At 63.7% G+C, this 14,330-nt stretch carries 14 protein-coding genes; 10 read left to right on the forward strand and 4 right to left on the reverse strand.

Going from position 1 to position 14,330, the window contains the following annotated elements; genetic code table 11:
* The first annotated feature begins 72 nt into the window (after window positions 1-72).
* From HHL14_RS10045 to HHL14_RS10055, 3 genes are read left to right on the forward strand one after another with little or no spacing between them, the layout of a single operon-like run.
* A complete protein-coding gene (locus HHL14_RS10045) occupies window positions 73-855 on the forward strand; it encodes a carboxymuconolactone decarboxylase family protein (RefSeq protein ID WP_407945276.1) in 783 nt (260 codons plus the stop codon).
* A gap of 51 nt (window positions 856-906) precedes the next feature.
* Window positions 907-1,341: a DUF2255 family protein gene (locus tag HHL14_RS10050; protein ID WP_169497451.1), complete on the forward strand. Its 435-nt coding sequence runs from the start codon at window positions 907-909 to the stop codon at window positions 1,339-1,341.
* Window positions 1,334-2,128 (forward strand): shikimate dehydrogenase family protein, encoded by a 795-nt coding sequence (locus HHL14_RS10055; RefSeq protein ID WP_169497452.1) that lies wholly within the window; start codon window positions 1,334-1,336, stop codon window positions 2,126-2,128. The genes HHL14_RS10050 and HHL14_RS10055 overlap by 8 nt, the downstream gene beginning before the upstream one ends.
* Window positions 2,129-2,454: 326 nt before the next feature.
* Here the strand turns inward: HHL14_RS10055 and HHL14_RS10060 are convergent, their stop codons facing one another.
* Window positions 2,455-3,822 (reverse strand): MFS transporter, encoded by a 1,368-nt coding sequence (locus HHL14_RS10060; protein WP_230412978.1) that lies wholly within the window; start codon window positions 3,820-3,822, stop codon window positions 2,455-2,457.
* A gap of 353 nt (window positions 3,823-4,175) precedes the next feature.
* On the opposite strand from HHL14_RS10060, the gene HHL14_RS10065 reads away from it, so the two are divergent.
* On the forward strand, window positions 4,176-4,922 hold the full coding sequence (locus tag HHL14_RS10065) for a glucose 1-dehydrogenase (RefSeq protein ID WP_169497453.1): 747 nt from the start codon (window positions 4,176-4,178) through the stop codon (window positions 4,920-4,922).
* A 118-nt stretch (window positions 4,923-5,040) separates the two neighbouring features.
* On the opposite strand, the gene HHL14_RS10070 is transcribed toward HHL14_RS10065, so the two are convergent.
* Complete coding sequence (locus tag HHL14_RS10070; RefSeq protein WP_169497454.1) at window positions 5,041-5,925, reverse strand: LysR substrate-binding domain-containing protein; 885 nt, start codon at window positions 5,923-5,925, stop codon at window positions 5,041-5,043.
* A 126-nt stretch (window positions 5,926-6,051) separates the two neighbouring features.
* Here HHL14_RS10070 and HHL14_RS10075 point away from each other — a divergent pair, with 126 nt between their 5' ends.
* Together HHL14_RS10075 and phnX are read left to right on the forward strand one after the other, a co-directional pair.
* The gene (locus HHL14_RS10075; protein WP_169497455.1) at window positions 6,052-7,329 is read left to right on the forward strand and encodes a 2-aminoethylphosphonate--pyruvate transaminase; all 1,278 of its coding nucleotides are present in this window, start codon (window positions 6,052-6,054) and stop codon (window positions 7,327-7,329) included.
* A gap of 40 nt (window positions 7,330-7,369) precedes the next feature.
* Complete coding sequence (phnX, locus tag HHL14_RS10080; RefSeq protein WP_169497456.1) at window positions 7,370-8,173, forward strand: phosphonoacetaldehyde hydrolase; 804 nt, start codon at window positions 7,370-7,372, stop codon at window positions 8,171-8,173.
* A 54-nt stretch (window positions 8,174-8,227) separates the two neighbouring features.
* Here the strand turns inward: phnX and HHL14_RS10085 are convergent, their stop codons facing one another.
* Window positions 8,228-9,160 carry a LysR family transcriptional regulator gene (locus HHL14_RS10085; RefSeq protein WP_169497457.1) on the reverse strand — a complete coding sequence of 311 codons (933 nt, stop codon included), beginning with the start codon at window positions 9,158-9,160 and terminating at the stop codon, window positions 8,228-8,230.
* 135 nt (window positions 9,161-9,295) lie between these two features.
* The gene (locus HHL14_RS10090) at window positions 9,296-10,600 is read right to left on the reverse strand and encodes an amidohydrolase family protein (protein ID WP_169497458.1); all 1,305 of its coding nucleotides are present in this window, start codon (window positions 10,598-10,600) and stop codon (window positions 9,296-9,298) included.
* Between the two features lie 8 nt (window positions 10,601-10,608).
* Here HHL14_RS10090 and HHL14_RS10095 point away from each other — a divergent pair, with 8 nt between their 5' ends.
* From HHL14_RS10095 to HHL14_RS10110, 4 genes are all read left to right on the forward strand, one after another.
* Complete coding sequence (locus tag HHL14_RS10095; RefSeq protein WP_169497459.1) at window positions 10,609-10,857, forward strand: hypothetical protein; 249 nt, start codon at window positions 10,609-10,611, stop codon at window positions 10,855-10,857.
* 247 nt (window positions 10,858-11,104) lie between these two features.
* Window positions 11,105-12,439: an argininosuccinate synthase gene (gene argG / locus HHL14_RS10100; protein ID WP_169497460.1), complete on the forward strand. Its 1,335-nt coding sequence runs from the start codon at window positions 11,105-11,107 to the stop codon at window positions 12,437-12,439.
* A gap of 266 nt (window positions 12,440-12,705) precedes the next feature.
* On the forward strand, window positions 12,706-13,737 hold the full coding sequence (locus HHL14_RS10105) for a diguanylate cyclase (protein ID WP_329601638.1): 1,032 nt from the start codon (window positions 12,706-12,708) through the stop codon (window positions 13,735-13,737).
* Window positions 13,738-14,009: 272 nt separating this feature from the next.
* Window positions 14,010-14,285 carry a hypothetical protein gene (locus tag HHL14_RS10110; protein WP_169497461.1) on the forward strand — a complete coding sequence of 92 codons (276 nt, stop codon included), beginning with the start codon at window positions 14,010-14,012 and terminating at the stop codon, window positions 14,283-14,285.
* Window positions 14,286-14,330: the final 45 nt, after the last annotated feature.

Raw genomic sequence — 14,330 nt, forward strand, 5'->3', positions numbered from 1 at the left:
GCGCGATGCGCTGATCGAATGACTTCAATGCGGGCCAGGCTACCGGAGATCCAGTCAATGAGGATATGTGCGATGGCAATACTGTCCCTGGCGCTCGGCACTGCTGCCTGCTCGCAACTCGAAAGGAAACCTGATATGTCCAGTCGGGATAGCTCGACCTCCACCCCCGCTTTCGCCGCGATGAGCAAAGTGTCGCCTGCGCTCGAGCACTACACGAACGAAGTGCTGCTGGGCGATCTGTGGAAGCGTCCGCAACTGTCTGCACGAGACCGAAGCGTCGTGACGCTCTCCGTGCTGACTGTCCGAAATCAGAGCACCGAGTTGCCGTTCTATCTCGATCTCGCGCTCGACAGCGGACTCAAACCCAGCGAAATCTCAGAGATCATCACTCACCTCGCGTTTTATTCCGGTTGGGCCAACGCCACCGCTGCTGCGAGAGTGACGAGTACAGTATTCGAGAGACGGGGAATCACTGCGGCACAGTTGCCAAGCTCGACCGTCGAGCTTCTTCCTCTCGACAAAGCCGCAGAGGCGCAGCGAGAAAGCACGGTGCAACAGAACTTCGGGATGGTGTCGCCTGGGGTCGTTCAATTCACCCGCGACACGCTGTTCAATGACTTGTGGTTAAGACCCGGTCTGGCACCACGGGATCGCAGTCTTGTCACCGTCAGCGCGCTGGTTGCATCGGGACAGGTCGCGCAACTCACCTATCACCTGAACCGCGCGATGGACAACGGCTTGACCGCGGAACAGGCTTCCGAAGTGATGACTCAACTGGCCTTCTATGCCGGTTGGCCCAATGTCTTTACAGCGCTGCCCGTTGTAAAGGACGTCCTTGCGCACCGCCCGGGTTGATGTCCTGCCACGGCGTGCCGCACCGATCGCCCGATATGCCGAGGTAATCGAATGACATCATGGTCCACGGATGAGCTTGCGGCGATCGCCGCGAGCGACGATCTTCACGTGTCGCCATTGCGCGACGATGGTGTCACGCATGGCACGCCGACATGGATCTGGTCGGTCGTCGTCGACGGCGATCTTTACGTGCGCGCCTACAACGGCCTGGCATCCCGTTGGTATCAGGCTGCCCTGCGGCAGCGGGGCGGTAGAATTCGCGTTGCCGGCATGACGCGAGACGTGAGCTTCGAGTCAGCAGCGAATGCGCTCAATGACAGGGTCGACGACGCATACGGGATCAAATACCGCAACAGCTGGTATCTCAGCTCCATGACAAGCCGGCAGGCGCGTTATGCAACGGTCAAGATCTCTCCGTGCGGCGCGACCGCGGAGAACGCAGCGAACGTGACAACCGGTATGACACAAGGTAAGCCAGATGACTGAGAAATTGGACGGCGCTACACGGCTGTTTCCGATCATCGGCGATCCGATCAGATTCGTTAAATCGCCGCAGAAGCTGACTCGTGGCTTCGTCGCGCGAGGCCACAATGCGCTTTGCCTGCCCATGCAGGTTGCCAACGACGACCTGGACGTGGTCATGCGTGCATTGACGTTGACCGCAAACGTCGACGGACTGCTTGTCACGATGCCACATAAGCAGTCGGCGTTTGCTTATTGCGCCAGCGTTTCCGATACTGCACGGTTGCTGGGTGCGGTCAGCGTCATGCGACGGAACGCGGACGGAACGTGGCACGGCGACATGCTCGACGGGCTCGCGTTCGTAAAGGCCCAGACCGATCACGGTGCACACGTGAGTGACGGCCGGGCATTGCTGATCGGCGCTGGAGCGGCAGGGAGCGCGATCGCCATCGCTTTGCTGGAGGCAGGCATCAGTGAACTCATCATTCACGACGCTGACGAAGCTCGTTCGGCCTGGCTCGCCGGAAAACTTGGAAAGCCCGACCGGCGCCGCGTGCGCCTTGGTCCAGCCAATCCGACAGGATGCACCCTCGTGTTCAACGCAACCCCCATGGGGCTGCACGGAGATGATCCGCTTCCCCTGCGGCGCGATCTACTCGATGCGTCAATGTTCGTTGGCGACGTGATTGCCGGGCATGGAGTCACGCCGCTTCTGGCGGCGGCGCAAGCGGCGGGTTGCAAGACGGCGAACGGCGTTCAGATGGTCGAAGCCGTGCAGGAAATGATGCTTGTATTTCTGTTGGGTGAATAAATCCGACGCCGGTGGTTTGATCGCCCTCCGGGAAAAGCGCGCTTCGGCGTTGCCAGTTATCGCGAAGAGCATTTAGCGAACCCGCTCCGACATCGTGCCCTGTCTGAGTGTCCGGTCGCGGGATAGTTTCTGACGTTCATTGCTCGCCGGCAACTGGCCGAAGCGGGTCGATACCAGTCTTCCATGGCAGGTGACGATCAGCTCGAAGAGTCCGCTCGTGACTGGATCTGACTGTGACTGTCAGGTCGCGTCTCGGCTTATACGCCTCACGCCTCACGCTCGTTGCGTAAGGCACGCACCATCATCCCAAGCCCAACGCCTACACCTCAAACCCGCGTTTCATCCACCGAATCCTGCGCGGCAGCGCGCACGTTGCCTGCCTTCGCCTCGTCCTCAAACCCCGCATCCCCATCGATCTCGATCCGCTTCACTTCGCCGAGCAGGAATGTGTAGCACAGCACCGCGACGATCGCGAACAGGCTGATCAACCCCAGCGCCCAGCCGAACGAACCGGTCGCGCGCACGATGACGCCGATCGCGATCGGCGTCACGATACCCGACAGATTGCCGGCGAAATTAACGGCGCCACCCGTGATGCCGACCATGCCTTCCGGCGCGATATCCGCGACGAGCGACCACGACGCCGACGCGACCCCTTGCGCAAAAAACGCGAACGACATGATCGCGATCACGATCCAGTTGGTGTCGGTCAACACTGCGAGTGTCATCGTCGGCACCAGCAGCAGGCCGGTCATGATCGGCGTCTTGCGTGCGGTCGCGACCGAGGCGCCGCGCCGCAGCAGCCAGTCCGACAGCAAGCCGCCCGCGACCACGCCGATCGATGCCGCGACGAACGGCACCGCGCTTGCGCTACCGGCCTTCAGCATCGTCATGTGCCGCTCGGAGATCAGGTAGGTCGGAAACCACGTCAGAAAGAAATACAGCGACGATAGAGACGCGAACTTGCCTGCGCAGATCGCGATGATCTGCCGGTTGCGAAACAGCACGCCGAGCTTGCGCCATGGAAACGAGCGCTGTTGTTGCGCACCGCTCTTGCGATCGACCAGCGCGCCACCATGACGCAGATGTTCGAGCTCGGCCGCATTGACCCGCTTGCTGTGCTCGGGATCGCGATACATCGCGTACCAGATCAGCGCCCATGCAATGCCGAGCGCGCCGGTGAAGAAGAAAATCTCGCGCCAGCCGAAGCGATGCGCGATCCAGAACAGCAGCGGCGTGAGCGCCGCCATGCCGACGTACTGCCCGACCAGATAGACGCTCGTCGCGAAGCCGCGCTCGCGTTGTGCGAACCAGATCGACACGACGCGATTGTTGACCGGAAAAGTCGGCGCTTCCGCGACGCCGACGCCGAGGCGCAAACCGAACAGCGTCGCGAATCGTCCGGCGAAACCCTGCGCGAACGTGAACGCGGACCAGATGAAAATCGCGCACGCGTACATCGCTCGCGAACCGCAACGGTCGACCACCCAGCCGCCCGGAATGTTCGCGAGCACGTAGGTCCACGAATACGCGGAGAAGATAAAACCGAGCTCGACCGGGCCGAGGCCGAATTCGTTTTTCATCAACGGCGCGGCGACCGCGAGATTCGCGCGATCCAGATAGTTGACGACAGTGCCGACGAAGACCAGCAACAGCATCCAGTAACGCACGCGGGTGGGGCGCAAGGCGGACATCGGGAGTTCTCGGTGAGTTCGTTCAGTAGGACGGATGGCGCACAGCACAGGCCAGGCCAGGCGAATGGCGCGCAGGAAAAGCGCTTCGTGTTTTATATATGAAACATTGATTTATTGGTGGGACGATTATAAAAGTATCGTCGGCAGTCGCAAAGCTGCAAATAAAGCGCGTAAGCCGGGCGTAATTGTTCGGCGCAACCGGCCGATCAATTCGCCCGCAGCCGCTTTATCCGCCAGATCCGAATGCCTACATTGTGTCCAGTGACAGCGCCACTGCATCTCCAGCTTCAGCGGCGTGCACCCCGCGACTTCTCGCGAGGCACGCCGGCGCGAACCATTGAAAGGACACGATCATGAGCAAGCTCACAGGCAAGGTAGCGGTTGTAACGGGTGCATCGAAGGGCATCGGTGCGGCGATTGCGAAGGCATTGGCGGCGCAAGGCGCGTCGGTGGTGGTGAACTACGCGTCGAGCCGGGCCGGCGCCGACAAGGTGGTCGCCGACATCGTCGCGGCGGGCGGCAAGGCGCTCGCGGTCGGCGGCGACGTGTCGAAGGCGGCGGACGCGAAGGGCATCGTCGATACGGCGGTCGAAACCTATGGACGGCTGGACATTCTGGTCAACAACTCGGGCGTCTACGAGTTCGCGGCAATCGAGGAGATCACCGAAGCGCATTTCCACAAGCACTTCGACGTCAACGTGCTGGGGCTGCTGCTCGTGACGCAGGCGGCCGCGAAGCATCTCGGCGAAGGCGGCAGCATCGTCAACGTCAGTTCGGTGGTGAGCCGCATCACACCGCCGACGACCGCGGTCTACACGGCGACCAAGGGCGCCGTCGACGCGATCACCGGCGTGCTCGCAAAGGAACTCGGGCCGCGCAAGATCCGCGTCAACTCGGTGAATCCGGGCATGGTCGAAACCGAAGGCGCGCACAGCGCGGGCGTCATCGGTTCGGACTTCGAAACGTGGGCCGTCAGCACGACGCCGCTCGGGCGCATCGGCCAACCCGACGATATCGCGGACGTGGTGACCTTCCTCGCATCCGACGATTCGCGCTGGTTGACCGGTGAAAGTCTGATTGCGAGCGGCGGCGCGCGTTAAGCGACGGGTTTTCTTTCCCTTGAAGTAGGTGCAGTGGCGGGCGGCGCGGCCGGTAAGACGAGGGCCGCGCCGCCCGCCGCATTTTTTACGTGTTCAGGTTGGGCGCGCGCCGCGCGCTTCAGGCTGATTCGACATCGCCGTCCGCACCTTCGAGCGCCACCGCAAACAGCGCGTCGAGCAGATTCGAGCCCGGCCGTTCGGCGAGCCGCGTCAGCGATTCGATCATCTGCACCTGGCAATCCTGCAGCGGCACCATTCGGATGCGCCGCGATTCCTTGAACTCCGCGCGCGCGATCACGCCGACGCCCATCCCTTGCGCGACCGCTTCCTCCAGCGCCTCGCGACCATCGACGTACAACACCGGTTCGACCTGCAACGACGCACGCACCAGTTCGATTTCGAGCAGTTGCTGCGTGACCGATTGCGGCTCGCGGAAAATCATCGGCTGCTGGACGAGTTCCGCGTAGCTGAGGCGGCGCTTTTTCGCGGCCGGGTAGCTCGCCGGCACCATCGCGACCAGCGGATCGCGCCGCAGCACGCGCGACTCCAGCCGGCTATGCACTTGCGGCGCGGCGGTAATGGCCGCGTCGACCGCGCTCGACAGCACGCGCTGCATGCACTCGGCCGCATTCGCAATCGACAGCGTCACGACGATGCCCGGATGGCGCCGGCGAAACGCGCCGATCAGCGCGACCGCGAGATCGGGCGCGTCGGCCGCGAGCGAGAGCGAACCGGATTCGAGGCCGCCCGCCGATTCGAGCAACTGACGCGCGTCGCGCTCGCAAGCGAGCATCTGCCGCGTGACGCTGAAGAGGCGCAGTCCCAGCTCGGTCGTCTCGACGCCGCGCGGCCCACGCTCGAACAGTTTGACGCCGTAATCCTGTTCGAGCCGCCGCACGTGATCCGACACCGCCGGCTGCGTCAGCGACAACGCCTGCGCCGCCTTCGAAAAGCCGCCGTGTTCCGCGACCGCATGAAATGCCCGCAACTGCGCGTATTGCACGTGTGCCTCGTCGTCAGGGTGAGGGAATAAGTTTTTACGATAGTGACATCGATTATATCGATTTTACCGATGATCGACGTTTCGGTACCGTGTGCGCTATTGACCTGGCACGACGGAGTTTGAGATATGGAAAGCGCGCTCGACGGTTCATGCGTGGCGTCTTCAGGAGCGTCTGCAATGACGTCTTCATCGTCTTCACCCGCAAGCGGCAACGGCAACAACACCGCGCGTTGCGCCGCGCCGGCCGGCGGCGAGCCTTATCTGCTGACCCCAGGCCCGCTGACCACGGCCCGCTCGACCAAGGAAGCGATGCTGCGCGACTGGGGCTCGTGGGACGGCGATTTCCGCGCGATGACCGCGCAATTGCGCGCGCGCCTGCTCGACATCGCCGGCGATAGCGCGGGCGACTACGACTGCGTGCCGCTGCAAGGCAGCGGCAGCTACTGCGTCGAAGCGATGCTCGGCAGCCTGATTCCGCGCGATGGCCACGCGCTGGTGCTCGCCAACGGCGCATACGGCAAGCGCGCGGCGACCACGCTCGGTTATCTCGGCCGCGCCTGCACGCTGCTCGACAAGGGCGACTACCTGCCGCCGCGCGGCGCGGAAGTCGAGCGCATGCTCGCCGCCGATCCGTCGATCACGCACGTGGTCGCGATTCACTGCGAAACCAGTTCCGGCATCCTGAACCCGCTCGAGGAAATCGCCGCAGCAGTCGCGAAGCATGGCCGCAAGCTGCTGATCGATTCGATGAGCGCGTTCGGCGCGGTGCCGCTCGACGTGCGGCGGATCGCGTGCGAGGCGTTCGTGTCGTCGGCGAATAAATGCATCGAGGGCGTGCCGGGGTTCGGCTTCGTGATCGCGCGCAAGGACGCGCTGCGCGACGCGAAGGGCCGCAGCCATTCGCTCGCGCTCGATCTGCACGATCAATGGGACGTGCTGAACCGCACCGGGCAGTGGCGCTTCACGCCGCCCACGCATACGGTGGCCGCGTTCATCGAGGCACTGCGGCTCTATACGCTCGAAGGCGGCCAGCCGGCGCGGCTCGCGCGCTATGAAAACAATCGCGACGTGCTGGTGGCCGGCATGCAGTCGCTCGGTTTCGAGCCGCTGCTGAACGCGCGCTGGCGCTCGCCGATCATCGTGACGTTTTTCTCGCCCGCGCATCCGGCCTTCGAATTCGCGCGCTTCTACGAACTGATGAAGCAGCAGGGCTTCATCATCTATCCGGGCAAGCTGACGGTGGTCGAGAGCTTTCGCATCGGTTGCATCGGCCAGGTCGACGAACACGTGATGCGCCGCGTGGTCGACGCGTGCGCACAGGCGTTGCGCGCACTGGGGGTTACGCATGCGGCGCCGCCGGCTGCCGCGCTCGAAGAACGCAAGGCGCTTGCGCAGTCGGCATGAACGTACACGGAAAACATTGGATTCCTGAGGATCGAAACAGATGAAACACGTCAAGGCAGTGATTTTCGACTGGGCCGGCACGGTAGTCGATTACGGCTCGCGCGCGCCGATGGGCGCGTTCGTCGAGACCTTCGCGCAGTTCGGCGTGCCGATCACGATCGACGAAGCACGCGGCCCGATGGGCATGGCCAAACGCCCGCATATCGCGGCACTGATGGCGCTGCCGCGCGTCGCGCGGGCATGGACCGAACGTTATGGCCACGCGCCGAATGATGCCGACATCGATGCTGTGTACGACGTATTCGTGCCGAAGAACGTCGCGGTCGCGGCGAGCTACAGCGCGGTGATTCCCGGCGTCGCGCAGGTGACGAGCGCGCTGCGTCACGATGACGTTCGCATCGGCACGACCACCGGCTATACGCGCGAGATCATCGACGAGATCGTGCCGGGCGCTGCCGCGCAGGGCTTCTCGCCGGACAGCATCGTGTGTACCGGCGACACGCCGGAAGGCCGGCCCTCGCCGTACATGATCTACCGGACGCTGCCGCAACTGGGCGTGTGGCGCGCGAAAGAAGCGATCAAGGTCGACGATACCGAGGTCGGCATCGAGGAGGGCATCAACGGCGGCACGTGGGCGGTGGGCGTCGCGGTCAGCGGCAACGCGTTCGGCCTCAGCGAAGCCGAGGTCAAGGCGTTGCCGGCCGACGAATTCGCCGCGCGCCGCGACGGTGCGATCGGCCGGTTGAAGGCGGCGGGCGCGCATTATGTGATCGATAGCGTCGCGGATCTGATGCCGGTGGTGTACGACATCGATGCGCGGCTCGCGAGGGGTGAGCGGCCGTGACGTGACGATAAGCGCATTCGGACTTCAGCCCGTCCCGCTCATTCGATCACCCGATCACTTGAAAAACCCCACCGCGAGATCGATGAACTCGCGCACCTTGCGCGGCACGAATTCGCGGCTCGGATAAACCAGCGACACCGCGACGTCGCCATTGAGCACCTCATAGCGTTCGAGCACGCGCACCAGCGTGCCGGCGCGCAATTCATCCTCGACCATTTCCAACGGCAGCAGCGCGATGCCCATCGCACCGAGCGCGGCCTGCTTCTGCATGATCATGCTGTTGACGGTGAACGACGCGTCGATGGCGATGCTCTCGCTGTTGTCGCTGCCGTCCGCGTCGTTGTCAGCGTTATTTCCAGCATCGCCACGGCGGAAGATCCACATTGGCCCGGTCGTGTCGAACGGCGCGGCGATCAGCCGGTGTTGCGCGAGCTCGGCGGGTGTTTGCGGATGCCCCGCCTGTGCGAGATACGCGGCGGCCGCGACCGGTACCGCGTGCGCGTCGATCAGGCGCCGCACCACCAGCGACTCCGAGCGGATCATATGCTCGGTCACGATGCCGACGTCGAAGCCGCCTTCGAGCAGATCGACGCGCTTTTCCGTCAGCGTGACGCGCAGATTGACCTGCGGGAAGCGCGCCTGATATTCGGCGAACAGCGGCGTCAGGCGGAACAGCGAAAAACTGCCGAGTGCGACGATGCGCAGATCGCCGGCCACGTCGTGCGAGGTGGTGGTCGCGCGCGACTCGATTTCCGCGAGCTCGGCGAGCAGCACGCGGCAGCCGTCCGCGTATTGCGCGCCGCTCTCGGTCAGCACGACCTTGCGGGTGGTGCGCTGGAACAGACGGATGCCGAGATGCTGTTCGAGACCCGACACGTGGCGCGTGACGACCGAGGTCGACACGCCCAGTTGCGCCGCTGCCTGTGCGAAGCTGCCGACGTCGGCGACCTTGACGAAGGCCTGCATGGCCTGGAAAAGATTGATCATCTGAGTAAAAACGTGTTCGTTGTGACGGCCAGTTGGGACCTGCGTTTGGCTGGCCCGGCGCAGGGCCGTCGTTCTCAGCCGCGCCCGATGGCCACGGGGCGGCTGAAGTATGTCTGATGCGTGTCTAAGGCATCTCTAACGCGTATCTGCAGCGTGTCCGAATGACGCCCCGGCTGACGTACTACCCGGCGCAGCACCTGCATCGATCCACGCTCCGACCAGCGCGCCATCGCGCGCGACGATGCGCCCGTGCGACATCACCAGCTTGCGCACCGGTCGCGCGACGATGGCCTGCGCGAGCGTGTCCGCGTCGACCAGCACGAGGTCCGCGCGGGCGCCGACGTGCAAACCGTAGGCCTCAAAGCCGCACGCGTTCGCGGCGGTGCCGCTCACGCAATCGAACGCGAGCGCGAGGTCGTCGTCGCGGCGCAGGCCGTAGCGCATCGCGATCAGCATCGCGCGTTCCAGCATGTCGGGCGAGCCGTACGGCGTCCACGTGTCGCGAATGCCGTCGTTGCCGCCGAACAGCACGACGCCATGCTCGCGACAGGCGACGAGCGGTGGCACCGGCACCGACGGCGGCGCCGTGGTCAACAGCGCAACGCGCAGTTGCGCCAGCCGTGCGAGCAGCGCATCGCGTTCGCGCTCGGGCAGCGCGCCGAGACAGAACGCGTGACTGACCACCACTTGCCCCTGCATACCGAGCGCCGCGACGCGATCGAGCAGCAGCCCGAGCGTGAACGCGCCGATTTCGCCGGGCTCGTGCAGATGGATGTCGATCGGTTTCTGGTGCCGCTGTGCAATCGCGAAGGTCAGGTCGAGCGACTTCACCGGATCGCCGTCGATCAGCGCGGGATCGAGCGCGCCCAGCACGTCGGCGCCCGCGGCCAACGCGTGTTCGAGCAGGTCGGCCGTACCGGTCCGGCCGAGCAGCCCCGATTGCGGAAACGCGACGATCTGCAGATCGAGCACGTCGCGCAGCGCGTCACGGGTGGCCAGCACGCCGTCGAGATGGCGCAGGCCGGCGTCGGTATCGATGTCCACGTGGGTACGCAAACGCGTCGTGCCCATCTGCAGAAACGCGCGCGCGAGCGCGAGCGATTGCGCGCCCGCATCGTGGCCGCTGTGCGCGCGCCAGCGTCGCTCGTTGTCGATGCGGTCGGTCAGCTTCGGCCCGACCTCGTTGCGATACCAGCGCAGGCCCCAGTGGGTCTTGTCCAGATGCGTATGTCCTTCGACGAAGCCCGGCAGCAGCAACGCATCCGCGCCGTCCTCGATCGACATGCCGGGCTCGCGCGGCAGATCGGCACCGATTGCCGCGATCCGGCCGTCGGCAATCGATACGTCGACGCGCTGGCCGTCGGCGAGACGTACGTTGGCGATCATCAGCGCGGCGGGCGGCGGGGCGGACGGGGCAGTGGGCGCGGCGGTAGAGGTCATGGCGGCGAATGGCGGAAAAGGGCGGACGTAAAAGGAACGAAGAGCAAAAGGAACGCAGAGCAAACGACGGAGAAAACGCGGAAGAAAATAAAAGCCGGAAAGCCCGGACAAAAACGCGCAACACCGCGGAACACAAGCGCGCAACACGCAAAGCCGGCGAGAAACGGCAAAAAAACGGCGAGCAGAACACGCGAGAAGCGCCACGCGTCACGGAAAAAAAGCGGAAAAAAGCGCGCAATAACGCGCACCGACGATAATAAATCCGCGCGCTTTACACCAGATAAACCCGCGATTAATCCGGGAATTTGCGCCGGAAACCGGCACCCGGATCGCCCCGCTCAGGCTTGCTACGCCCGCCGCGCGCGGCTTGCCGGGCGGCCAAAATCCAGGGTTGCGCGGCTGTTCACGGTATACTCCCGCGTAACTTGCCTGATCGCCAGGCTTGCCCGATACTCAGCTGTTACCCCCAAATCTCCCCGTACATCGAGTTTAACGCTACTGCTTATGAGCACAATTCTTGAAAATGTTCCGGTTGGCCAGAAAGTCGGTATCGCCTTTTCGGGCGGCCTCGACACCAGCGCCGCGCTGCACTGGATGCGCAAAAAGGGCGCCGTGCCGTACGCCTACACGGCCAACCTCGGTCAACCCGACGAAGACGATTACGATTCGATTCCGCGTCGCGCGACGCAATACGGCGCCGAAGGCGCGCGCCTGATCGACTGCCGCGCGCAACTCGTCGCGGAAGGTATCGCGGCGCTGCAGTGCGGCGCGTTTCATATCTCGACGGCGGGCGTTACCTACTTCAACACCACCCCGATCGGCCGCGCCGTGACCGGCACGATGCTGGTTGCCGCGATGAAGGAAGACGGCGTCAACATCTGGGGCGACGGCAGCACGTACAAGGGCAACGACATCGAGCGTTTCTATCGCTACGGTCTGCTCGTGAATCCGGACCTGAAGATCTACAAGCCGTGGCTCGACCAGCTGTTCATCGACGAACTCGGTGGCCGCTCGGAAATGTCGGAGTTCATGCGCCAGTCGGGCTTCGACTACAAGATGTCGGCTGAAAAAGCGTATTCGACCGACTCGAACCTGCTCGGCGCGACGCACGAAGCGAAGGATCTCGAGAGCCTCGAGTCCGGCATCAGGATCGTCAACCCGATCATGGGCGTCGCGTTCTGGCGCGACGACGTGCAGATCGCGAAGGAAGAAGTGACGATCCGTTTCGAAGAAGGCCAGCCGGTCGCGCTGAACGGCAAGACCTTCCCGAACGCGGTCGAACTGCTGCTCGAAGCGAACCGTATCGGCGGCCGTCATGGCCTCGGTATGAGCGATCAGATCGAGAACCGCATTATCGAGGCGAAGAGCCGCGGCATCTATGAAGCCCCGGGTCTGGCGCTGCTGAATATCGCGTACGAGCGTCTCGTCACCGGCATCCACAACGAAGACACGATCGAGCAGTTCCGCGAAAACGGTCGCCGTCTCGGTCGTCTGCTGTACCAGGGCCGCTGGTTCGATCCGCAAGCCATCATGCTGCGCGAAACCGCGCAACGCTGGGTCGCGCGCGCGGTCACCGGCGAAGTGACCGTCGAGCTGCGCCGCGGCAACGACTACTCGATCCTCAGCACGAAGTCGCCGAACCTCACGTATCAGCCGGAGCGTCTGTCGATGGAGAAGGTCGTGTCGACGTTCTCGCCGCGCGACCGTATCGGTCAGCTGACGATGCGCAATCTCGACATCACCGACACGCGCGAGAAGCTGCGCATCTACTCGCAGGTCGGTCTGCTGTCGTCGACGGAGACCTCGGCGCTGCCGCAGGTGAAGAGCGACAAGGAGTAAGGACGGCAACGGGCGCGGACTCTGCGCCCCTCGTACTTCGTACGCCGCACCGACGAATGGGCCGATTCGCGAGAGTCGGCCCATTTTCTTTGGGCGGTCCGCATGGGCGAGGTAGTTGTCAGCGCAACGTAATCATCTGCGGATTAGTGCTGTAAAAAGCGCTGTAAAGCAAGTCACCGAACGTTTTCACGTCATCCCACAGTTTGCGCTCAAGTTTCGCTGACCTATGCCGTTGACATAGGCTGACCCCATTCTGGAACCCAGCCGTGCAACTCGCCTACAGTAACGACCGCCTCGCCAGCCGGATGCCCGTCGACCCGTCCGCCGTCGGAGAGCCCGAGGTGGAGTCATCGGTCATCGAGTGGTTGTTGCACGACGATCAGGTGATGCGCGAGTGCTTCACGCACGCGGCGGAAATTCTGAAGAGCGTGACCGGCGCGGCGATTACCGCGATCGTGCTGCTCGACGAGGAACATCAGCACTATCGCGCCGAGGTCGGCATGGCGATGCCGCTCGTCACCCGCGCGCGTTCGCTGGCCGATTACGCGGTGCGCGACGCCGACCTGTTCGTGATCGAGGACGCGTATAGCGACAGCCGCTTTCACGACTGCATGCTGGTGCAGCGTCATCCGTTCGTGCGCCTTTACGCGGCGATCGCGTTGCGCGCGCCGAATGGCGAGATCGTCGGTGCGCTGTGTGCAATGGACCCGGCGCCGGGTCAGCTCGATGCCGCTCAGCGCGGCGTGTTCTATCACCTGCGCGCGATGATCGAGAACGATCTGAAGATGCGCACGGCCACCGCGATCGATCCGCTCACGCAGCTCTACAACCGCCGCTTTCTGCTGGAGAGCATCGCGCGCCGCTGGAAAGAGGCACGCGACGGCGACGTGATGGGCTCGGTCGTCGTCGATGTCGACTGGTTCAAGCAGTACAACGACACCTATGGTCACCAGGCCGGCGATCATTGCCTGCGCCAGGTCGCATCGGTGATGCAGGCCGCCGCCGACAACGAGCGCATCGTGGTCGGGCGCATGGGCGGCGAGGAGTTCGGGCTGCTGGTGCTGGACGCGCAGACCGCGGCCCTTGAAAGCACGCTCGACACGCTGCGCCGCGGTGTCGCCGATCTCGCGATCGAGCATCGTGCGTCGCCGCTCGGCGTGGTGACGGTCAGCGTCGGCGCCGCGCTCACGCGCATCACCGAACTGTCGCGGCCCGCGCATCGCGACGGCTTCGCCAGCGCGGATCGCGCGTTATATAGTTCGAAGCACAACGGTCGCAATCGTGTGACGATGGCGTAGCGCGTATCTCCAACGAGTCAGGTCCAACTGTCAGCGATCCTGATAGTTGAATTTGCACATAGTTCTGACGAATAGCCCTTTATATAGGGCTTTTTTCGCCTTCACGTCATCACGGCCACGCCGCGGCCGGCAAGAAATACTTCGCTCGATATCCCGCTCGCGCTGCACATAAAAATTGTGCGCGCAAATGGTCATGCGCTGCGCGCTCGTAAGGTTCTCTTAAGTTTGCGTTGCTCAGATGAGCACTCAAATAACGACAGAGAAGAATAACGATGACTCGTGGACCGAAAAGCGGCCGTCAGGCAGCCGCGAAGCATCAGTACCGCTCGATCTATCGGCTGGAGTTAGCGCGCGGCAGCTCGTACATCGCGAGCACGCTGAGCCCTGAGAGTCTGCGTGCCGCGATTGCCGAAGTGTTGCGCGAATTCGGCCGGCAATATGGCGAGGACAAATTGCCGGTCTTTCGCGATCTGCTCGCGGAGAGCCTCGAAGATCGCGACGATGCAAACGCGGCGCGGGCGGTGCGGAATTTCGCACCGGGCGAGTAACTTCTCATCCTCGGCGCCTAAATCATCGTCTTCATCGCCGCGCCG

It is taken from the genome of Paraburkholderia antibiotica (genome assembly GCF_012927125.1).
GTDB lineage: Bacteria > Pseudomonadota > Gammaproteobacteria > Burkholderiales > Burkholderiaceae > Paraburkholderia > Paraburkholderia antibiotica.